Source organism: Vibrio penaeicida (genome assembly GCF_030689305.1).
Classification (GTDB): domain Bacteria; phylum Pseudomonadota; class Gammaproteobacteria; order Enterobacterales; family Vibrionaceae; genus Vibrio; species Vibrio penaeicida_B.
In genome coordinates this window covers 1-21,116 of the sequence record NZ_JAUYVM010000008.1, presented here as the reverse complement: position 1 = coordinate 21,116, position 21,116 = coordinate 1, and the positions used below count along the sequence as shown (strand labels likewise).

Below are 21,116 nucleotides of genomic sequence, written 5' to 3'. Positions count from 1 at the left end.
CTTATTTGGTTAATAAATGAGAATTTATGAAAAATATATCAACTTTGAATCTGTTCTCCATTCCAAATTACCCACACTTTGCTTAAGACTATAGAAGCTTTTTGCTTTATCTGGTGGGGAATCAAGATGTACCTGAAAAACAATAAAGTCGCTCATTTAGAAGCGTCGGTGAGAAGGAAGCTGATTAATCTCATTCTCGTGTTAGGCAGTTTGTACAGTATCGTTGGGTTATCTGCTCTTGCGATACGTACATGGAATTATGGGCTCAACCTGACTTTAGCCATTAACTTTTTTTTGGTTTGTTGCTTATTGCTCATAACGTTTCGCCGCAAAAAAATCAGAACGCATAAGAAAGCCATTTGTATTGTGGTGATCCTATTCATTAATTTTGCATTAGGGTTTATATCCATAGGGCCTATGGCCGGCAGTATTTTACTCTTTCCATTGTCTATTTTTGTGGTCTCAATGTGTTTCAGCCAAACATGGACAAACCGCTATATTGCGGCGGTGTCCATTTTTACGGTGCTGGTGGGAACGGCCTTTATAATGGACTACCTAACGCCCAAAATATTGGTCGTCGACCTGATACACAGCCCTGCACATTGGGCGGGTTACGTGATTTGCATGATGATGTTTTTCAGTATCACCAGTTACTCACTGTATAAATATCGGGACGCAACTCGACGTTTAATGCACGAACTGCAGCTTCAAAGAGACTACATTCAGTGGCAAGCGAATCACGATGATCTCACTCAGTTACCAACGTTTAAACTAATGCGAGACCTTTTTTATCAGGCACTCAAGCGAAATAAAAATACTCAGTATCACGTTGGTCTCCTGTTTTTGGATTTAAACAAGTTTAAAGCGGTGAATGATACCTATGGACACGATGCGGGAGATCACTGCTTGAAAGTGACGGCAGAGCGCCTAAAAGCCGTCGTGAAACATGAAGGGTTTGCGAGCCGAGTGGGGGGCGATGAGTTTATTGTGGTGCTGGAGCAGGTTCGTGAAAAAGAAGATATAGAAACAATAACCAGTAAAATCCAAACGTTGATGAGTGAGCCCATCATGTACGATGGTCATTATTATACCGTTGGTGTCAGTATTGGCGCTGCCATTGCACCGGAAAATGGGCAGGATTTAGAGCAAGTGAAAAAGGCTGCCGATAGCGCCATGTATCAAGCGAAATTGGCCAATCAGCAGCAATGCATATTTGCCTCTAGTTCTAGCTAATTCACATATGAGGATAAAGGCCGGTTTGCTCGCTGGTGAGCTAGCCTTTTACCTCAATGACCTGCCTTTTAATTCCAACCTGATTCTTACTTTACGAACTAGGTTTTTACTTTACCAATCCAGCTTCTTACTTTACTAACAAGCCTTTTTGCCCCCAAAACTCAGCAAACTCTTCTAGTGTCATGCCCGCTTTGTTTCTTAACGTAGGGTCGCAATCATAGCCATACAAGGTTGTGGCGATAGAAAACTCTCCCTTAATCAAAGCCCCCATGATGGCGGTATTACCGCGCTTGTCTTGGATGCAAGTATCTGCGCCATAGTGGAGCAATGTTTTTACGATTTCAGATTGCCCGTGGTACGCAGCGACCATAAGTGCGGTGTAACTTTGAGCGTTTATTTGATTAATGGGGAAGCCCGATTTTACAAAGGTGCGTACGACCTCTTCTTCGCCCGTTCGAGCTGCGGCAAAGAAATATTGAATCAACGACTTTTGCTGACTCTCCAGCGAATCGGGTTGGGATGCTTGAGTTGCAAAGCTAAGTGATGGCAGCCAGATAGTACTAACAAGCAAGATTCGGATAAGTAGGGATTTCATAGCAACCTCCTATTCTTAATAGCAATTTGCCTTAGTAGCAATTAGTTCTCAGTAGCAATTAGTTCTCAGTAGCGATTAGTTCTCAGTGACTTTCTGTTTTTATTGACTTTTAGTGTTAGGAAAAAGCCAAGTTTAAGGTGCCCGTACGCCACCACTCTAATTGGCAGAAAAGAGCAGGGGAAGTGGCGCACGGGGCTTAGATGTACTTATTTCATTTTTAAATCAGCTACATACTTGCGATCTTTTTCACTTTATTGATGTCGCCATTAACGGCATTGGTGATCGCCATGCCGAAGTTTTCATCTGCTCGATAGAAGTGGCTAAGCATGATGTGCTTCGTTTTCTCATCGCTCACTCGACCAAGGTCGCCGGCTAGATTCGTCACCAAATCTTCTTGCTCCTGAGGTGTTAGATTTCGGTAAAACACACCAGCTTGGAAGAAGTTACGTGGGTTACTGATGGCCTTTTGTTGCACCGTCCCTTGTAACTCTGTTTGTACGGCTCTGAACTGAGTATCTTCCGCCAGCGCTAACTGTCGACTTGGCTGATAGTTAATGTCCGACTTAGTGTTGCCGTTGTTTGATGCCCCTTCCTGATTGTGGTTAAGCACATCCACACGGGCACGGTTTATATGAAACTGCGAGTGGTTCGCTCCAAGGCGATAAAGCTGAGTATCGGCATACGAGAAAACTCGACCTTGCAATAAGCGATCTTCTGAAGGTTCTATCCCCGGAATGAGATTAGAAGGCGCAAACGCCGACTGTTCTGTCTCTTGGAAGAAGTTATCGGGTACTCGGTTTAGCGTCATGGTGCCGACTTTTTTATCTTCGACATCGAGCCACATTTTGGTGGCATCCAAACCGTTGTAATCTAGCTTCATCAAAGCTTCTGGCGTTAGGACTTTTACGTATAGATCCCATTTAGGGAAATTGCCCTTATTGATCTCACTGTACAGATCATTGGTTAAATGATTGAAATCTTTACCTTGCATTTCAACCACTTCTTTCGGACGTAATCCCTGTGTGCCTTGCTGGCTTTTCCACTGGAATTTCACGTAATTAACGTCGCCTTCGGCATTGATCCACTTAAATGCGTGAACGCCAAAACCGTCCATTTTTCGGTAGCTTGCTGGCACACCCATATTGGAATAAACCCAAGACAACATATGGGTAGACCCTGGCTCATGGCTGAAAAAGTCAAAAAAGCGATTCGGATCCTGCACATTAGATACAGGTGATGGTTTCAAAGAGTGCACCATATCCGGGAATTTAATGGCGTCACGAATAAAGAACACAGGAAGGTTATTCCCAACCAGATCCCAGTTACCTTGGTCCGTATAGAACTTGGTCGCGAAACCACGAGGATCTCTTAATGTTTCCGGTGAACCCTTTGAGTGAACAACGGTAGAGAAACGTACAAAAACAGGCGTTTTCTTCCCTTTTTGGGCGAATGGTGCTGCCAAAGTAAGATCGGTATAGTCCCCACTAGACACGAACTCACCATGCACACCTGTCCCTCGGGCGTGGACGACTCTTTCCGGTATGCGCTCACGAGCAAACCGTTGAAGTTTCTGAATTAAATGCACATCCTGAAGTAAGACACTACCTGTAGGACCCGCGGTAATCGAGTTTTGGTTATCGCCAACTGGTGCGCCGTTGTCACGTGTCATTGTTGTACTATGTGCACTAGACGCAACCCCAATTGAGACGATAAGTAAGCTTTTGACGACCTGCATATTTGCTTCCTTTATATACAAGATTCAAAGCTCTTTTCTGCCAACAAGCAGTATAGGGTCTTTACATTTATGATTGGAAATAGGTTTCTTCTATAAAATCAATTGGTGATTTCTATTAATGCGAGTTCTGTGCAACTTGATGTGATATTGATGCGAAAGGAGAGAATGAATAGCATAGCGCAAATCTAAATCAATTGACAAGTAACTCAAAAAGGTGTTTTGAAACACTATATAAATCCTGAATTTAGAGCCGTTCAAGAAGCATTCGCGAGCAGTTATTCATATTGCTTATCTTCATCCTGTTATTTTTATCTCCCTTTCTCTTGTGTTCAGTTTTAACAGTTTGGTGCATCGATTGGATACAGTTTTCTTGATTCGGATAGAACCCATTTTCAATTCCTATAAACATAACTCATGGTTGCTATTACAAGGAAAGAGCTATGTCGGACGCAATTCTAAATGCACTATCAGAAAGTTTGGGCAATGGTGGAGTTCAGGTTATCGATCTTACCCAAACATTGAATGAAGAATTCCCAGCCCTACAGCTACCGGAAGAATTTGGTCAGGTTTGGGGATTTAAAAAAGAAACGATTTCTCAATACGATGAAAATGGTCCGGGCTGGTACTGGAATAACTTCCGTTGTGGGGAACATACAGGCACCCACTTCGATGCCCCTGTTCACTGGATCAGCGGAAAAGACCACCCGAAAAACTCGGTCGATACCATTCCCGTTCATAACTTTGTCGCCCCTGCTGTAGTGGTGGATGCCAGCCAAGAGGTCGCTGACGACCCCGATTGGTTACTTACGGTAGATTTTCTTGAATCGTGGGAAAGCCAGCATGGCACCATTCCAGAGGGTGCGTGGGTTCTGTTTCGAACCGATTGGTCGAAACGAGTGAACGATCCTGCTGCGTTCTTAAACATGAAAGAAGATGGCACTCACACCCCAGGGCCGACTCAAGATGCGGTGGAGTGGATGATCAACGAAAGAAACGTGCTGGGTTTTGGCGTCGAAACCATTAATACCGACGCAGGACAATCCTTTATGTGGCCGACGCCACTGCCTTGCCATACCCTAATGCATGGCGCCAATAAATACGGGTTGCAGTGCCTCAAAAATTTGGACCAGCTTCCTACCACTGGTGCTTTGATTGTCGCCGCGCCACTGAAAATAGAAGGGGGCTCGGGCAGCCCGCTCCGTGTTCTTGCTTTGGTCGGCGGTTAAGCAAGGTCTAACGAACTAGGATCGAGCTAATAGGTTAGCTGTTCATTGAATAAAGGATTAGGCAAAGAGGCAGTAGCATGAAAAAAAGCAGTATTGATGCAGATGTGATTTTTATTGGCAGCGGCATAAACACCTTAGTGTGTGCCGCGATCCTCGCAATGAACGGCAAATCCGTGTTGATTTTAGAACGCAACTCGGTGTCTGGAGGGTGTATTCGCACTGAAGAACTCTTCCCTGGTTTTCATCACGACATTATGTCGATGTGGTATCCCTTATTTGTGGGAGGGGCTGGATACGGTGAGCTTAAAGAGGCACTCGATAGAAAAGGCGTGGAGTTTGTTCAAAATGACTATTCAACTGGTATCGTTTTTCCTGATGGCACTGGTTTGGCTCTTAAAAGTGATATTGAAGACACGGTGAAAAGGTTAGAGGCTTGTTGTCCGGGAGATGGCAGCGCGTTCGGGACAAGCGCAGAAACGCTGTTTGGGAAGGATGCGTCTCTCACCTTTGGTTTACTCAATAACCAACCGTTCAGCTTGAACCTTGTTCGTTTGATTGTTAGCGAGTGGCGAAAGCGTGGAACGAACGGGTTGCTTTCTTTTATGTCGAACTCCCTTGAAAGCTGCCGTCGATGGTCGTTAAGAACGTTTCAACATGACAAAACTCGTGCGCTGATCGCACCTTGGGTTCTTCACACAGGTTTAGGGCCAGATGAAGCGAGTTCGGCTCTGATTGGAAAACTCACGTTTGCAGCGGTCGTCGCAGGTGGAATGCCGGTAGTGAAAGGGGGCAGTAATAACCTCGTTCGCGCTTTAACACAGGTCATCGAAGAGTATGGTGGAACCATTATTCATGATGCAAACGTGGACGAAATGGTCACCCAAACAAAGAAGAATGCGTTTTCGGCTCAAGGAAGTACAGAGGTTGCTCAAGGCGTTGTTGCAAACCAGACCCTCTATTCCGCAAAGGAACATGTGGTGTGCAACGTTGCTCCTGATCAGCTCTACGGACGATTTTTGAAAAACAAAAAACAGGCTCCTTTAGAGGTGAGAAGGCGAGCAAAAGGCTATCAATTCGGTCGCGGAGGCATGCAGGTGCATTTTGCACTCAGCGCGCCGCCCCCATGGACTGAGCCAGAATTGTTGAACGTGCCTCTTGTCCATTTAACCGAAAGCATGGAGCAAGTGTGTTTGTCGGTCACGCAAGCAAATAACGGCGTCATTCCTGCAAAACCGACGCTGGGAATTGGTCAGCCAACTGCTGTCGACCCGAGCCGAGCGCCGGAAGGTGGCTGGATCTTGTGGGTTCAGATGCAAGAACTGCCGTCTAAGTTGAAAGGAGATGAACTCAATCAAATTCCAATACCCGAAGATGGGCAATGGACAGAAGCGGTTCGCGAAGCGGTTGCACAGCGTGTACAAGATCGACTAGAAAACGTGATGCCGGGATTCTCGTCATTGATTGTGGGGCGTAAATCCTACAGCCCTGCCGATTTGGAATCGTTAAACTGCAACTTAGTGGGGGGCGACCCATATTCCGGTGTGTGCAGCCCAGATCAGTTTTTCTGGCTACGACCGTTTGCCCCTACTGGCTCGGCAAAATGCCACCAAACATCGGTGAAAAATGTGCTGCATATTGGTGCGAGCACCCACCCAGGCCCCGGCTTAGGTGCCACGTCGGGCTATTTGGTCGCGCGGCAACTGCTCAAGAAACGCTTTTTTTCTTAGTCTTGATTTCTTGCTTCCATAAATAGAGATTTTTCCCTCAATTAAATCACGCTTCTATCGTTTCGTTAGAGCGTGATTTTTTCGTTTTCAGCGCGATTTTGTCGGTACATCCAAACTCAATTTCTTCTTATACACGAAGAAGTTATCCAGTCTCTGCACCCTCTATCCACTACTCGCGAGAAAGCGATTTTCACCCCTTCTTATCGATTGATGTTGAGCCTCTGGTGCTTTGTACTAATAAGACACAGCAAGCAGAAATACAGCAACGCGCGCAGAAAGTGCTGTCGCCAATATTGCGGCAATGACGCCGAAATCGCACCGCACATTACGCAGCAAACACTGTTGAAAAATGCAGTCAACAAGGAAGTGAGAGGAAGACATGGCTGAACGATCTTTTGTAAACGAAATGAGCAAACTTCGTTTAGGGGAAGGGGAAGTGTTTAGCGGCGAAGGGATACTCGCCGTGACGAAAGCGCTTTTGGAATCCGGTGTGAATTACGTAGCGGGTTATCAAGGCTCGCCCATATCGCATTTATTGGATGTGTTAGCCGATGCACAAGAAGTGCTGTCGGAATACGATGTGAGATTTGAAAACAGCGCAAGTGAGGCCACCGCTGCGGCAACGTTATCGGCGTCGGTTAATTACCCCCTTCGCGGTGCCATCACATTTAAGTCGACAGTGGGTACCAACGTTGCCAGTGATGCGCTCGCCAACTTGGCTTCGGGTGGCGTTAAAGGTGGGGCGTTGATCATTGTGGGAGAAGACTACGGCGAAGGGTCTTCCATCATGCAGGAACGAAGCCATGCCTTTGCCATGAAATCGCAAATCTGGTTGTTGGATCCGCGCCCCAATATTCCGGCTATTGTGAACGCTGTAAAAACAGGGTTCGAGCTTTCAGAAGCCAGTAACACACCCGTTATGTTGCAAATTGGCATTCGATCTTGTCATTTACACGGCCAGTTTGAAACGTCCGATAACGTTCGTGCGAAATACACGCCTAAAGATGCCATCGAAAACCCCTATCGAGACATCGACCGAATTGTCTTACCTCCAGCGAGCTTTTTACACGAAGAAGAAAAGATCACGAAGCGTTGGCCCGCGGCTGTGGAATACATTCAGCAAAACCAACTCAACGAATTCTTTTCCGGCAAAGAGAAGAATATTGGTCTAGTTCTCCAAGGTGGCTGCTACAACAATGTGATTCGCGCCCTCGAAAAACTGGGGGTGAGCGACATTTATGGCGAGTCCGACATCCCATTATACGTGTTGAACGTGACCTACCCGTTGGTGGACGAGGAGCTCGAATCCTTCTGCAAAAGTAAGGATGCGGTTCTGGTTATCGAGCAGGGGCAACCCAATTTTATTGAACAGAACATCGCCAGTATCTTTAAGCAAAGAGAAATCACCACAGAGCTGCATGGTAAAGACGTGTTGCCCCTAGCGGGTGAGTACAACGCCAAAACGCTGATCAAAGGCATTTCGCAGTTTTTGGGGCAGTATGACATTTCACACAACACAGACTGCAACAACATCGGCTCCAATATCTCGGTCGTCGAAATTAGTGAGCCAAGCCCAGTAAAGGAAGTCGAGCCCGAGCCGCTTAATACCCTGATTAACCCTCGTCCCCCTGGCTTTTGCACGGGGTGCCCAGAGCGGCCAGTATTTACGGCATTAAAAATGTTGGAAAAAGAGATTGGTACTCATCACGTGAGCGCCGACATTGGCTGCCATTTATTTTCCATTTTACCGCCTTTCAATCTTGGTAATACCACGATGGGTTATGGATTGGGCGGTGCCGGCGTTTCCGCTTTTCACACCGAATCGCAAAAGCGCGCCATTGCCGTGATGGGCGACGGAGGTTTTTGGCACAACGGATTAACCAGTGGTATCGCGAATGCTGTTTTTAACAAAAGCGATCACGTGACGCTGGTGGTCGATAACCGCTATACCGCGGCAACTGGCGGGCAAGATATTTTGTCGTCCGTCGCCAAAAACGAAAGCCGCAGTACTGGGCACGATATTGAAAAAGCGGCCAAAGGCGTTGGCGTGAAATGGATAAAAACCGTTGAGCGAACTTATGACCTGAAAAAGATGATGAAAACCCTCCGCGAAGCGCTCACAACAAAAGAGGGTGGCCCCAAAGTCATCGTTGCTCAAAGTGAATGCATGCTCAATAAGCAGAGAAGGGTGAAGCGACAAGTTCGAAAAGACATTGCCAATGGCGTGAGAAACGCTCGCGAACGCTTTGGGATAGATTCGGATACCTGTACTGGTGATCATTCGTGTATTCGCCTTTCTGGCTGCCCATCGCTTTCCATAAAAACAAACCCCGATCCATTGAGGCAAGACCCCGTTGCCACGGTGCTCAATAGCTGCGTTGGGTGCGGCTTATGTGGCGAGGTTTCCCACGCTGCTGTGCTTTGCCCGTCATTTTATCGCGCACGAATCATTACCCACCCTAAGAAACTAGAAGCCATGTGGCAGCGCATTCAAAGCAAAATCATTCACTGGCTTCAAGATATCTATGAGCGCCAAATTAGCCGCGTAGAAGGGTAAGGAGGACGTATGAATCTGAACAAACCCATTAAAATTGCCATTCTTGCTATGGGCGGAGAAGGGGGAGGCGTATTAGCCGACTGGATCGTACATTTAGCCGAAGCGAATGGGTTTTATGCCCAAACGACATCCGTGCCTGGGGTTGCCCAACGAACCGGCTCAACCATTTACTACGTGGAGCTGTTTTCCAGAGACATCGCGGAAAAGCATAACGCTGTACCTGTACTGGCTTTAATGCCCATTCCCGAAGACGTCGACATTGTGCTGACGTCGGAACTCATGGAGGCAGGGCGAGCAATACAACGTGGGCTAGTCACAAGAGCGCAAACGGTTCTGATTTCTTCAACACACCGCGTGTATTCCTATCAAGAACGTTCCGATATGGGCGACGGGCGTGTCGACAGCCACTCTTTGATTGCGCATGCAGAAAAATCCTCTAAACGCCTAATTAAATTTGATATGGCGAAAGTGGCTGCAGAAAACAAAAGCGTGATCAGCTCTGTGTTGTTTGGGGCGTTGAGCGAATCGGGTGTACTGCCTTTTTCTAGAGAAGCGTTTGAACACACCATCAAACAAGGTGGCATTGGTGTAAAAGAAAGCTTAGATGCGTTTAACGCCGCATGTCTTTTAACATCGACTGGGTCGACAGAACAGCCCGACGCCGAGCCAACATATCAACGCCTTTCGTTTCACCCCTTAAGCCGCACCTTCCCACAAGAGTGCCAAGCGACGATCAGTAGTGGCATTGAGCGATTATTGGATTATCAAGATCTGAACTACGCGCAAGAATACGTCGACTTGCTGAAGGAAATGTCTTTGACCGAGCACCCACAGCTTCTAGAAGTTGTTGCGAGACACTTGGCGCTTTGGCTTAGCTATGAAGACGTAATGAGAGTGGCGGATTTAAAAGTACGTGCATCGCGTTTTCAACGGGTAAGAGAAGAAGTGGGGGCAGCCCAAACGCAGCTACTGCAAATCGAAGAGTTCATGCACCCCGGTTTGGATGAGATTTGCGATTCATTGCCTGCTTCCTTAGGGCGTTGGTTAAAGCATTCGAAGATGCTATCAGGCTTGGTCACAAAGCTGACCCGAGAGGGGCGAGTGGTGAGAACCAGCTCGCTATTGGGTTTTTTATTGCTGTTTTCATTGGCGAATTGGCGTAAATGCCGCCGAATCACCCTGCGTTACAAAAACGAACGAGCCGCCATTTTGGATTGGATTGAACGGATCAAGCGCACCGCGCTCACCAACCCTGCGATAGCCAAAGAAATCGCCTTGTGCCAACGGTTGGTGAAGGGTTACGGAGACACCCACAAGCGCGGGATGAATAACTACCGGCAAGTCATGTCTGTCGCCGAGCGCTACCCGAAACAATTAACACCAGATCTCTTAAGGGAGTTAAGGGAAGCCGCACTGGCCGACGAACATGGCGCCAAACTGAACACCCTTAAAGCCCAGTACTCATTAGATTAATTAGGAGGAACAATGAAACGTTCGTTTTCTTTACCTTATAAAATACGATTTTCGGACTGCGATCCGGCAGGTATCGTGTTCTATCCGCAGTACTTCGTCATGTTCAATGACCTGCTAGAAGCCTGGGTTGATTCCATACTCGAAGGTGGTTTTGCTGGCTACATTGGGCGCGCCAAATTCGGAATGCCTATTGTCCACTTAGAGGCAGATTTTACCGCAGTGAGCCAGATGGGAGACGACGTTTACCTAGAGCTCGAAGTGGTACGCCTCGGAACGAAATCGTTCACCCTTGAATACCGCTGTATCGGGCAGAACGGCGATCCGAGAATGAAGGTTCAACAAACCTTAGTGACCACTTCTTTAGAAACGCACTGCTCGATTCCTATTCCTGAAGAACTGAATATCGCGATCCAATACTTTCTAAATGCCTCTGCCCTTGAGCCGTCTTCTCCTCAAGAGCTTTCTCATCAGGAGCTTTCTACGACTAACGAACTCTCTTCTTCCAAAGAAGGGACGAAAAAACAAAGGAGTACCCTATGAATATTGTTTGCATTGGCGGAGGACCAGCTGGGCTGTATTTCGGCTTACTAATGAAACTGGAAAACCCCGAAAATCGGATTGTGGTGATAGAGAGAAATCGACCGTATGACACCTTTGGCTGGGGTGTCGTGTTTTCCGATGCGACGCTAGAGAACTTACAAAAAGCCGATTTGGTTTCTGCAAAAACCATTGAATCTGAATTCAGCAAATGGGGCGATATTGATATCCATTTTAAAGGCGAAGCCATTCGCAGTTCTGGGCATGGATTTATTGGTATTGGGCGGAAAAGATTACTCAATATTCTGCAAGCCCGTTGTGAAGAAGTCGGGGTCGAGTTGGTTTTTGAAACCAATGTAGAGAACGAAAAAGACATCGCTCGTGAATACGACGCGGATCTGGTTATCGCTTCCGATGGCATTAACAGTGCGATTCGAACTAAATACGAATCGGATTTTAAGCCAGACATCGACGTAAGAAAGTGCCGCTTTGTATGGCTAGGAACCGAAAAGATCTTCGATGCGTTTACCTTTTTGTTTATGCCCACCAAGTACGGTTGGTTTCAAGTTCATGCTTATCAGTTTGAAGAAGACCGATCGACGTTCATTGTCGAAACCACCGACGAAACGTTTCATAGAGCCGGCATCGATAAGATGAGCCAAGAAGAAGGCATCGAATTTTGTGAACAGTTGTTTTCCCCATGGTTGGACGGCCACAAACTGATATCCAATGCATCCCATTTACGAGGTTCTGCCATTTGGATCCAATTCCCTAGAGTGATTTGCGAGAACTGGGTACATTGGATTAAACCGGATGAAAACTCGCCGAAAACCGTACCGCTGGTTCTTATGGGGGATGCCGCGCACACCGCGCATTTCTCGATTGGTTCTGGCACCAAGTTAGCTCTAGAAGATGCCATAGAGCTGACTCAATGTTTAAGGCAGTCCAAATCGAACATTAAATCGGGCTTGGAATACTACAAAAAAATCCGAAACGTAGAAGTCATGAAGATTCAAAACGCGGCTAGGAACTCGACAGAGTGGTTTGAAAACGTAGAACGTTATGAAGACATGGAGCCACAGCAGTTTGCGTATTCTTTGCTGACGCGCTCTCAGCGGATCTCTCATGAAAACCTCCGTCTACGTGATCCTGCGTGGATTAATCGCTACGAAAAATGGTTGCAACAGGCTCAATGTGAGGTGTCTAGCAATGGAAGCGCCGTGCCGTTACTTTCTCCCTATAAGGTGCGAGGCGTTACACTAGCGAACCGAGTGGTTGTGTCGCCAACGCTTTTATACAGCGCCAACAATGGAATGCCCTCAGACATGCATACGGTGCATTTAGGTGCCCGTGCTCTAGGCGGTGTTGGGCTTGTTATGACCGAGATGGTGTCGGTGTCGAAAAGTGGACGCGTTACAGAAGGCTGCGCTGGGATTTGGAATGAAGAACAGCAGCGCAAGTGGGCAGACATTACCGCTTATGTTCACGAAAACAGCTCGGCATGCATTGGGATTCAATTAGGGCACGCAGGGCGTCGCGGTTCCACTCAACTCGGCTGGGAAAAACCGGATCACCCGCTAAAAGAAGGCAACTGGATGACGGCGTCTGCTTCTCCTATTCCTTACTTACCCAACGTTAGCCCGGTGCCAAGAGAAATGACGGGCGAAGACATGGTTAACATGATTCAAGACTTTGTGGACGCCACCAAAAGAGCCGATCAAGCTGGGTTTGATTGGTTAGAGCTTCAAGCAAGCCAAGGATACCTGCTGTCGAGCTTTATTTCGCCTATCAGCAATACCCGTTCAGACCGCTACGGAGGCGCGTTAACGAACCGAGTTCGTTTCCCTATCGAAGTGTTTGCTGCCGTTCGCGAAGCATGGCCAGAAGACAAACCGATTTCCGTTCGTATCTCTGCAACCGATTGGGTGGAAAGCGGCACAACAGTTGATGAAGCGATAGAAATATCCCGTCTCTTTAAACAAGCGGGTGCCGACATGATCGTGGTGTCTACCGGTGAAGTGACACCGGAACAAAAACCCGTGTACGGACGCATGTATCAAACCCCAATGTCGGATCGCATCCGCAATGAAGGCGACGTACCCACCATTGCGGTTGGCAATATTACAGACGCTGACCAAGTCAACAGCATTATCGCAGCGGGTCGGGCCGATTTGTGTGCGTTAGCGCGTCCTTTCATGCTCAGCCCCAATTGGTTGATAGATGAATGCAACCGCATGGATTGGCCACTGCCTTTGCCTCGACCATATCTAGCGGCTCTGCCGAAAAATCGAAGAGTACTAGAGCCAGAACTACTCAATACGAGAGCGTAAACATTATCCAATTAAAGGAGATACACCATGTCTACTGAAAATTACGATGATTATATTGAAGATGTGATCGGTCGAGCCAATGTCGCCGATACCCCGGAGTTGGTTTCTTATTACAAAGATCTTAAAGCGCTTAATACTGGGGCACTTTGGACGGTGGCGAACAAAATAGAACCTTGGGAGCCTAAATCGGAGTCTGAACCTGTGCTGTGGCGTTACGAAGACCTTCGCAGCAAAGTGCTTAAATCGGCGGAGTTGGTCACCCCAGAACAAGCGGGCAGACGCGTTGTTTACTTGAACAATCCGGGTCGCCAAGACGTTGCCGCTGCGGTGGGTTGGTTGTATTCAGGCTTACAAGTGATGTTCCCCGGCGAGGCAGCCAGTGCTCATGCGCATTCTTCTTCTGCTCTCAGGTTTATTATGGAAGGCAGCGGCGCTTACACCATTGTGGACGGGCAAAAAATGCCTCTTGGTGCAAACGACTTTGTACTCACCCCCAACGGTACATGGCACGAGCATGGGGTTGAAGAAGGTGGTACGCCGTGCATTTGGCAAGATGGGCTCGACATTCCTTTGGTTAACGCATTTGAAGCGGGCTTTTATGAGGTTCACCCAGACTTAAATCAGGCGATCACGCAGCCCGTTGATAACTCGATTGGGCTTTGGGCTGGGCGAGCACTACGTCCTCAAAACGTGAGTTGGGATAAGCCCTATTCCCCTCTATTTAAATACCAATGGGAACCCACCTACGACGCGCTAACGAAGATGGCGGCGGTGTCCGATGGTAACCCCTACGACGATATTTTAATGCACTACACCAACCCTGTTACAGGGGGGCATGTGATGAAAACCATGGGCGCGAGTATGCAAATGCTACGACCCGGATTTAAGGGCAAAGCGCACCGCCACACAGGCAGCTTTATCTACCATGTTGCAAAAGGAAAAGGGCATTCAATCATTAACGGCAAACGTTTTGATTGGAAGGAAAGAGACATCTTCTGTGTGCCTTCGTGGGCATTTCATGAACATGTGAACGCCTCTGATACGGAAGATGCGTGCCTGTTTTGCTTCAGTGATCTGCCCACCATTGAAGCACTGGGCTTGTATCGAGAGGAAGCGCTAGCAGAAAACGATGGGCATCAAGCAGTGCCAAACCGTTAGTTTCAAACGGCTAGTTTAAAAAGTCCAAACAAAAAGAATATTCACACTAATATTCACTCGAAAAAGGAATTTATTATGCGTCTTGTTACTTTTCGCCCACACATTCAATCGGAATCGCGCTTGGGGGCATTGGTCGATAACCAAGTGATTGATCTTGCCATTCTCGCGAGCCATAACAATATTGATCTGCCCAGTTGTATGCAGTCTTTTATCGAGCTGGGACCGAATGTCGTTCGCGTTGCTACGGAATTGCTCGAAAGTCACGATAAAAACTGGCCAGCAGATTGCTGTACTCCACTTGCTAATGCGTTATTACTGGCTCCGATCCCTCGTCCTAAGAAAAACATTTTCGGGATCGGTTTGAACTACGTTGAGCATGTTGCTGAATCGAGCCGTACTTTGGACACCGATAAAGCACTGCCAAAGGAGCCGGTGATTTTCTCTAAACCGCCCACGACGGTGATAGGACCGAATGATGTGATTGAGCACAATGCCGAAATCACCCAACAATTGGATTGGGAAGTCGAACTGGCGGTTGTTATTGGCACCAAAGCCAAAGGGGTGTCTAAAGAGTCTGCGCTGGATTACGTGTTTGGTTATAGCTTGCTTATCGATATGAGTGCCAGAGATTGCCGCCGTGCGGGTCAATGGATTTATTCAAAAGGGCAAGACACGTTCGCACCTTTTGGTCCGTGCATTGTGACGGCAGATGAAATCCCTGATCCACAGGATTTGAATTTGAGTTTAAAGGTGAATGGCGAGACGAAACAGGATTCGAATACTCGTCATATGCTTTTTAAAGTGAATGAACTCATCAACGATATCAGCAAAGGGATTACACTCGAACCCGGCGACATTATTGCAACGGGAACGCCAGAAGGTGTGGGGGCTGGGCGCGAACCTCAAGAGTGGGTTTGGCCCGGTGATGTGATTGAGGCTGAGCTTGAGCACGTAGGCAGCCTCAGACATTCTGTTGTTGCGGCAAAGTGAGGGGGCGTTATGCCAGCATTAGAACTGAATGTATTTAAAGCTGCCGCCATTCAAGCTGCGCCTGTTTTTCTCGATACAGACGCGACCGTTGATAAAGCATGCGATCTTATTGAAGAGGCGGCGCTAGAGGGCGCGACATTGATTGCGTTTCCTGAAGTCTTCATTCCCGGTTACCCCTATTGGAACTGGATCATGACGCCGCCAGAAGGTAGCCCTTGGTTTGAAAAGCTATGCAAATGTGCAATTGAGATCCCAGGTCCGGAAATCGAGAAAATTGCCCAGCAAGCCGCTCGCTTTAAGGCGAATGTGGTGATTGGTGTGAACGAGCGAAGTTCGGTGGGCGTTGGGACGCTTTATAACACGATTGTGATCATCAGCGATGAGGGCGAGATAATAGGGAAGCACCGAAAACTCGTGCCAACGTGGGCGGAAAAGCTTACTTGGGCACCGGGAGACGGCTCGCAACTGAAAGTGCATAAAACGTCGGTTGGCCCGCTTGGTGCGTTAGCTTGTGGAGAGAATACCAATACTCTGGCTCGCTTTTCTTTGCTTGCTCAGGGAGAACTGATGCATGTCGCAAACTACATTTCATTGCCCGTCGCACCGCCAGATTACAATATGGCAGAAGCCATAAAGCTCCGATCTTCTGCGCACTCGTTTGAAGGTAAAGTGTTTACGGCGGTGTCTTGCTCGATCGTTTCACAGGAAATCATCGACACATTTAAAAAGACGCACCCAGAATCTGAAGTGCTCTTGAAGCGAAAAAGCAGTGCGTTCACTGGGTTTATTGGCCCCGACGGACGCGTATTAGGTGAACCCCTCATTGATGAAGAAGGTATTGTTTATGCGGAGATTGATCTAAACAAGTGTATTCAACCAAGGCAGATGCATGACATAACGGGGCACTACAATCGATTCGACGTGTTCCAACTTCATGTGAATCGCAATCCGATTCAGCCTGCCCATTTTCACGATGGTGACGAACAAGCCTCGGATAATGTCGCCTTGGATAATTTGGCAGAGACAAACATAGATAAAACCTATGCCGCTAAGGAGCGCGACTTATGACGACAAAACAACGTTTTCGTATTGGTCAAATTGTTCCGTCTTCCAACATTACAATGGAAACGGAAGTACCCGCGATTTTCCGAGCGCGAGAAAGTGTTCACCCTGAACGATTTACGTTTCATTCTTCGCGAATGCGAATGAAGAACGTGACAAAATCTGAACTGGAAAAAATGGACAGCGACAGCTTGCGGTGCGCGTTGGAATTGTCCGATGCGCACGTGGATGTGATGGGCTATGCCTGCTTGGTCGCGATAATGAGCATGGGGCGGGGGTACCACCGCGAATCGGAAAAACGATTGAATGATGTAGCGACACAAAATGGGGCTAACTGCCCTGTAGTGACGAGCGCTGGCGCATTGGTTGAAGGGCTTCATGCTTTAGGAGCTAAAAGAATATCGCTGTTGGCACCATACATGAAACCGCTCACCGCCCTTGTGATTGACTATATTGAAAGTGAGGGGATTGAAGTGGTTGATAGCCTTTCATTGGAAATATCGAATAACTTAGAGGTAGGTACACAAAATCCGAGAGCCCCTATTGAGATAACCAAGAAGCTGCAAACTTCAGGGGTGGACGTGCTGGTGGCTTCTGCATGCGTACAGATGCCTTCCTTACCTTCGATACAGCCTATTGAAGATCGCATTGGTATCCCTGTTATTTCTTCATCTATTGCTACGGCATACAAAATGATGAAAGAGCTAGGCATTGACACCCACGTACCTGATTTTGGTTCACTGCTTTCAGGTAAATATTAAGAACTTTGGACTAAAAGAAACTGGATTTCCACATGGGAGGCTACTCGAGCGAGAAAAGCGGATCCCCTTAACCGAGCACTACATTTCTGCCTGTCTCCCCCAAGGCAGGCAGCTTTTTTATGCCTTAGTCAGTGTATATCTCACGGCTGTGATACCCGATCATTTCTTACTGTATATACAACCAAGCTGATACTTTTTTGTACAATCGCGTTTTAGCTCGACATTTTCCAGACTTCACAACCCTATGAAATCAATTTCGTGGCATAATCGTATGAATTTAAAATAGTTTAAGAACAGAGCACAAGCATGTTAGGTGGATACGAGCTACAGAGATAGGTGGATTGTATCGGTCTAATAAGTTGTTAGGCATTCAGGCTTACATCAGAGGTGTCAAATTGACTAATTTTCAAGAGCTATATAGAAAATGCAAAAGGCAACATAAGCTACATTCGAAGGAAGACTTACAAGATTTTATTGGTTTGGATGCTGTTGTTAGTGAGGTTACGATAAACTCTAACATACAGATCAACGGATTTCGGATTGAAACAGGAGGAGAAATCGCTTTCTTCCCTAAGAAAGAGTGCTTTCCCGAAAACTCAAGCTATGTTGCCAAATTACGTGAAACCTTTTATACAGTAACAGTTGTAGTTCCACCACTAATTACCGTTGAAGAATTAGATGTATTTTCTAATGCTGTTAAATCTGACAGTAAAAATATTAGCCATGAATTTGGTAAATGGTACCCTACAGAGTTTATTGCTAGGCTTTATTGTTGTCATTATCAAAATAATAATTTAACTGAAAAATACTTAAGAATAATTAAACAATCGATAGAAGCATTTCACTTTGGTCTCTATTCTGTCTCGATAGTATCGCTGATCCCTTGTATTGAAGGTTTGATTCGTGATATTGGGATGAGAATTGAAGTTAATTGTAGCGAGTCTGTCGGGGTTAAAGATTTAATAAATGTATTAGAAAAGTTGCAAAAGAGGGTCATAAATGAATTTGTTTTTCATGGTTACGATTGGATACCATCAGACTTTAAATCTGTTAAATTTCATGACCAATTTAATGAAGTAGTTCAACTCATTGAAAGTATTAAATTTGTAGTTGAAAATGACTATTATTCAAGTACTGGTAGCTACAGCAATGATATTAACTTAAATAGAAACGCTATCGTACATGGATTTGTTACTGATTTTGATGATAAAGCTAATTTTTATCGCTTGCTAACGATAATTAACTCTCTGGTATTATTAACGGGGTATATTGGTGAATCTGTAAGTTTTCTTATTAGTAAGCACACAGAAGAGTCAGTTTCTTATTGCAAAAAACTGAATAACATCAAGAAAATGAGCGTAGAGCTTGTAAATGCCTAACAAACAATTTAAGGGTGATTCCCCACGCTTGGCATTTTTAGTTCGGGTTTAGTTCAGTGTTTACGATGTCCAAATTGAGTGGCGTGGTAGCGTGGCTCACACCTTAATTGGGCGTTATGTGTGTCACGAAATTTGAGGGTGAGGCATGAAAAATTTATCAATGGCTGTAGTAGTAAAACGCGGTAAGGTGCTTATTCAACGAAGATTTCGTCACAATAAAGGAATGGTTTTTGAGTTTCCAGGTGGCGCAGTAGATAGTGGCGAATCAGGTGAGCAAGCTGCTATTCGAGAGTTGTGGGAAGAGACGGGTCTTAAGAACCTAAAAATCTTGGGGTGTCATCAAGCTCGAAATGAGTTTGGCGGTGACATTCACTACGTATTACTCTTGGCCGATGAGAGTTCTACCCCAATAGCTGTTGATAAAGAAAGGCAACAAACATTTTATTGGTTTGATTTAGAAGAAATTCCTTTAGTTGATTTCTACAAATCAGATCTTGATTTTATAGAGATGCACTTGGCAAATTACACATAACAAAAGCTTCAAACCGACAAACAACGCGTGGCACTTTTAGTTTGCAGTGATTTAAGTGTTTAAGGCGCAGTGCAGCGGCTTGATTTGTGCGTTGTCTGCGGTTTAAGCTGGCGTTATGCGCCTTAAGTAAGTTCAAGGAATATGAATAAATGAATGAAGTTCTACAAAAAGTGGCTAAAGACGATAAATTTATGATCGCTTTACCTTGTGAGCCAGAAAATTTTAGCAAATTTTTAGGTGGGCTATTAGGTAAACCTCAGACAATTGAAAAAGCCTACAGTGGCTCTTTTTCAATTGCACATAATGATATTGAAAATGTTTATCACCTTGTTAATCAACGTGTAAATCAACAAAATGACTCATCATTAATTAAGTTCAACGTACAGCTACAGTTCGATGACAATTCCAGTGTCTTGCTTGACAGTCTTGAGGACTTTAAAAGTTATACAGAAGTAAAGCCGTTAGTTGTCACGCAAGTTAACTTGAGCTGGTCGTTTATCGTTCAATTTAAAGATAGGGAACATCCTGAACGTCAGAATATAGAACTAAGCTTTCGGACGAAGATGTCTGGAAATATAGCAATTTTTAGTTCAGACGACTCTCCAATTTTACCTCTTTCACGTGTCTTTGGCTCTGCAGGCATAATGTCGTTTAGGATTGAGCATACAGCTAGATCTTGGGGAGCTGATATTGAGTCTTTATTGAGCTCTCACATCAAACATATACTGTTGCCAGAAAGCCCTTTTCGTAAGTTTATAAGAAATCACTCTGGGAAAATTGCGGTTTTACTTAGCTTAAGTCTATTTATATGCTCAATTGCTGCGTGCTTCTATTCAGCTGACCATATAAGTAATAGTAATTTAAGTGACCTTCAACCCTTACTTGGGTCATCTGTAGCGGTACAGGAGAAAGTCGATAAATTGCTCGAAATTTCAACCAGCGGTTATTGGGGTAAGTTCTTCTTTTCAGTTTTCATATTTACAATCTTTTCTCTTATTGCTTCTGTTATTATTGGGGTTTGGGCGGAGACCTCGGCAGATACGAGTAAGCCAAGTTATATCCTGCTAACCAAAAAATCTGAACAGTTTAAAGAAGAAGCCGATGGTAAGTACTCGATGAAGTTGTATTCTTTTATCTTGTCCATCGTTGTTGGTATTGCCACGGGTATTGTGTCTAACATCATATTCACAACTTATTGGTCATCAGGCGCATAACAAGAGACTATGGAGTCAATAGCTAATTTTTGACGCTATCTTTATCCCACATTACACCGTCTCTTAGCATTGAATTAAGTGTCACAACCATCTTTCTCATACAGGCAACTATCGCGACTTTCTTAGGCTTTCCTGCCGCAAGTAATCGTTTATAAGTTGCTTTAAAAACAGGGTTGCATTGGATAGCCGACATCATCGCCATGTACATAACGGTTCTAACCTGAGCTCGACCTCCTTGTATCATCCGCTTACCTTTAAAGCGTCCACTTTCTCTTGTTATTGGAGCGACACCAATGAGAGAAGAAGCTTGTTTATTAGTGATAAGACCTAACTCAGGTACGTTGCTAATTAAGGAGGCAGCCAGGACTTTTCCAACGCCTGGCATGCTTTGAAGAACCGCGTTTTTGGTTTGATACTCAGGGCAACTATCAATCAGTTTCTCTATTTTTTCTTCTACTTTCTCTATCTGATTTTTTAGTGCGGTAAGAATGGGAGAAATCGTGGATGCGATATTCTTTGGTAATATTTGAAGTCGGTTTCTTTCCATGGTCTGCATGGTGAGTAGTTGGTTACGTCGTGTAACTAAGTCGCTCATAAGGCGAATGTT

The 21,116-nt window shown here is 45.8% G+C and carries 18 protein-coding genes; 14 read left to right on the top strand and 4 right to left on the bottom strand.

Annotation, left to right across the window (positions count from 1 at the left end; genetic code table 11):
• The first annotated feature begins 126 nt into the window (after positions 1-126).
• The gene (locus tag Q8W40_RS13970) at positions 127-1,233 is read left to right on the top strand and encodes a GGDEF domain-containing protein (RefSeq protein WP_305398011.1); all 1,107 of its coding nucleotides are present in this window, start codon (positions 127-129) and stop codon (positions 1,231-1,233) included.
• 127 nt (positions 1,234-1,360) lie between these two features.
• On the opposite strand, the gene Q8W40_RS13965 is transcribed toward Q8W40_RS13970, so the two are convergent.
• A complete protein-coding gene (locus Q8W40_RS13965) occupies positions 1,361-1,828 on the bottom strand; it encodes an ankyrin repeat domain-containing protein (protein WP_305398010.1) in 468 nt (155 codons plus the stop codon).
• Between the two features lie 226 nt (positions 1,829-2,054).
• A complete protein-coding gene (locus Q8W40_RS13960; RefSeq protein ID WP_305398008.1) occupies positions 2,055-3,563 on the bottom strand; it encodes a catalase in 1,509 nt (502 codons plus the stop codon).
• Between the two features lie 440 nt (positions 3,564-4,003).
• Here Q8W40_RS13960 and Q8W40_RS13955 point away from each other — a divergent pair, with 440 nt between their 5' ends.
• Both Q8W40_RS13955 and Q8W40_RS13950 read left to right on the top strand, forming a co-directional pair.
• A complete protein-coding gene (locus tag Q8W40_RS13955; RefSeq protein WP_305398006.1) occupies positions 4,004-4,789 on the top strand; it encodes a cyclase family protein in 786 nt (261 codons plus the stop codon).
• 77 nt (positions 4,790-4,866) lie between these two features.
• Entirely contained in the window at positions 4,867-6,516 is a 1,650-nt protein-coding gene (locus Q8W40_RS13950; RefSeq protein ID WP_305398005.1) for a phytoene desaturase family protein, read from the top strand.
• Between the two features lie 234 nt (positions 6,517-6,750).
• Here Q8W40_RS13950 and Q8W40_RS13945 read toward each other — a convergent pair whose 3' ends face one another.
• A complete protein-coding gene (locus Q8W40_RS13945; protein ID WP_305398004.1) occupies positions 6,751-6,897 on the bottom strand; it encodes a hypothetical protein in 147 nt (48 codons plus the stop codon).
• On the opposite strand from Q8W40_RS13945, the gene Q8W40_RS13940 reads away from it, so the two are divergent.
• The 11 genes from Q8W40_RS13940 to Q8W40_RS13890 all read left to right on the top strand — a co-directional run bounded on the left by Q8W40_RS13940 (position 6,896) and on the right by Q8W40_RS13890 (position 20,509).
• The gene (locus tag Q8W40_RS13940) at positions 6,896-9,073 is read left to right on the top strand and encodes an indolepyruvate ferredoxin oxidoreductase subunit alpha (protein WP_305398002.1); all 2,178 of its coding nucleotides are present in this window, start codon (positions 6,896-6,898) and stop codon (positions 9,071-9,073) included. The genes Q8W40_RS13945 and Q8W40_RS13940 overlap by 2 nt on opposite strands.
• Before the next feature lie 9 nt (positions 9,074-9,082).
• The gene (locus Q8W40_RS13935) at positions 9,083-10,546 is read left to right on the top strand and encodes an indolepyruvate oxidoreductase subunit beta family protein (RefSeq protein WP_305398000.1); all 1,464 of its coding nucleotides are present in this window, start codon (positions 9,083-9,085) and stop codon (positions 10,544-10,546) included.
• Between the two features lie 12 nt (positions 10,547-10,558).
• A complete protein-coding gene (locus Q8W40_RS13930; RefSeq protein WP_305397998.1) occupies positions 10,559-11,086 on the top strand; it encodes an acyl-CoA thioesterase in 528 nt (175 codons plus the stop codon).
• Positions 11,083-13,413, top strand: a complete 2,331-nt coding sequence (locus tag Q8W40_RS13925) for a bifunctional salicylyl-CoA 5-hydroxylase/oxidoreductase (protein WP_305397996.1) — start codon at positions 11,083-11,085, stop codon at positions 13,411-13,413. The genes Q8W40_RS13930 and Q8W40_RS13925 overlap by 4 nt, the downstream gene beginning before the upstream one ends.
• A 27-nt stretch (positions 13,414-13,440) precedes the next feature.
• Positions 13,441-14,571 (top strand): cupin domain-containing protein, encoded by a 1,131-nt coding sequence (locus tag Q8W40_RS13920; RefSeq protein ID WP_305397994.1) that lies wholly within the window; start codon positions 13,441-13,443, stop codon positions 14,569-14,571.
• 75 nt (positions 14,572-14,646) lie between these two features.
• Complete coding sequence (locus Q8W40_RS13915; protein WP_305397992.1) at positions 14,647-15,561, top strand: fumarylacetoacetate hydrolase family protein; 915 nt, start codon at positions 14,647-14,649, stop codon at positions 15,559-15,561.
• A 9-nt stretch (positions 15,562-15,570) separates the two neighbouring features.
• Entirely contained in the window at positions 15,571-16,629 is a 1,059-nt protein-coding gene (locus Q8W40_RS13910; protein ID WP_305397990.1) for a carbon-nitrogen hydrolase family protein, read from the top strand.
• Positions 16,626-17,384: a maleate cis-trans isomerase family protein gene (locus tag Q8W40_RS13905; RefSeq protein ID WP_305397988.1), complete on the top strand. Its 759-nt coding sequence runs from the start codon at positions 16,626-16,628 to the stop codon at positions 17,382-17,384. The genes Q8W40_RS13910 and Q8W40_RS13905 overlap by 4 nt, the downstream gene beginning before the upstream one ends.
• 395 nt (positions 17,385-17,779) lie before the next feature.
• Positions 17,780-18,763 carry a hypothetical protein gene (locus Q8W40_RS13900; protein WP_305397986.1) on the top strand — a complete coding sequence of 328 codons (984 nt, stop codon included), beginning with the start codon at positions 17,780-17,782 and terminating at the stop codon, positions 18,761-18,763.
• A gap of 145 nt (positions 18,764-18,908) precedes the next feature.
• Positions 18,909-19,295: an NUDIX hydrolase gene (locus Q8W40_RS13895; RefSeq protein WP_305397984.1), complete on the top strand. Its 387-nt coding sequence runs from the start codon at positions 18,909-18,911 to the stop codon at positions 19,293-19,295.
• A 149-nt stretch (positions 19,296-19,444) separates the two neighbouring features.
• On the top strand, positions 19,445-20,509 hold the full coding sequence (locus Q8W40_RS13890) for a hypothetical protein (protein WP_305397982.1): 1,065 nt from the start codon (positions 19,445-19,447) through the stop codon (positions 20,507-20,509).
• A gap of 22 nt (positions 20,510-20,531) precedes the next feature.
• Here Q8W40_RS13890 and Q8W40_RS13885 read toward each other — a convergent pair.
• A partial coding sequence (locus Q8W40_RS13885; RefSeq protein ID WP_305397981.1) for a transposase occupies positions 20,532-21,116 on the bottom strand: 585 nt, incomplete at its 5' end.

Bases quoted from the DNA above. Each gene is read 5' to 3' on its own strand.
- Q8W40_RS13970 (WP_305398011.1), top strand. From the start codon at position 127: ATGTACCTGAAAAACAATAAAGTCGCTCATTTAGAAGCGTCGGTGAGA.
- Q8W40_RS13965 (WP_305398010.1), bottom strand. From the start codon at position 1,828: ATGAAATCCCTACTTATCCGAATCTTGCTTGTTAGTACTATCTGGCTG.
- Q8W40_RS13960 (WP_305398008.1), bottom strand. From the start codon at position 3,563: ATGCAGGTCGTCAAAAGCTTACTTATCGTCTCAATTGGGGTTGCGTCT.
- Q8W40_RS13955 (WP_305398006.1), top strand. From the start codon at position 4,004: ATGTCGGACGCAATTCTAAATGCACTATCAGAAAGTTTGGGCAATGGT.
- Q8W40_RS13950 (WP_305398005.1), top strand. From the start codon at position 4,867: ATGAAAAAAAGCAGTATTGATGCAGATGTGATTTTTATTGGCAGCGGC.
- Q8W40_RS13940 (WP_305398002.1), top strand. From the start codon at position 6,896: ATGGCTGAACGATCTTTTGTAAACGAAATGAGCAAACTTCGTTTAGGG.
- Q8W40_RS13945 (WP_305398004.1), bottom strand. From the start codon at position 6,897: ATGTCTTCCTCTCACTTCCTTGTTGACTGCATTTTTCAACAGTGTTTG.
- Q8W40_RS13935 (WP_305398000.1), top strand. From the start codon at position 9,083: ATGAATCTGAACAAACCCATTAAAATTGCCATTCTTGCTATGGGCGGA.
- Q8W40_RS13930 (WP_305397998.1), top strand. From the start codon at position 10,559: ATGAAACGTTCGTTTTCTTTACCTTATAAAATACGATTTTCGGACTGC.
- Q8W40_RS13925 (WP_305397996.1), top strand. From the start codon at position 11,083: ATGAATATTGTTTGCATTGGCGGAGGACCAGCTGGGCTGTATTTCGGC.
- Q8W40_RS13920 (WP_305397994.1), top strand. From the start codon at position 13,441: ATGTCTACTGAAAATTACGATGATTATATTGAAGATGTGATCGGTCGA.
- Q8W40_RS13915 (WP_305397992.1), top strand. From the start codon at position 14,647: ATGCGTCTTGTTACTTTTCGCCCACACATTCAATCGGAATCGCGCTTG.
- Q8W40_RS13910 (WP_305397990.1), top strand. From the start codon at position 15,571: ATGCCAGCATTAGAACTGAATGTATTTAAAGCTGCCGCCATTCAAGCT.
- Q8W40_RS13905 (WP_305397988.1), top strand. From the start codon at position 16,626: ATGACGACAAAACAACGTTTTCGTATTGGTCAAATTGTTCCGTCTTCC.
- Q8W40_RS13895 (WP_305397984.1), top strand. From the start codon at position 18,909: ATGAAAAATTTATCAATGGCTGTAGTAGTAAAACGCGGTAAGGTGCTT.
- Q8W40_RS13890 (WP_305397982.1), top strand. From the start codon at position 19,445: ATGAATGAAGTTCTACAAAAAGTGGCTAAAGACGATAAATTTATGATC.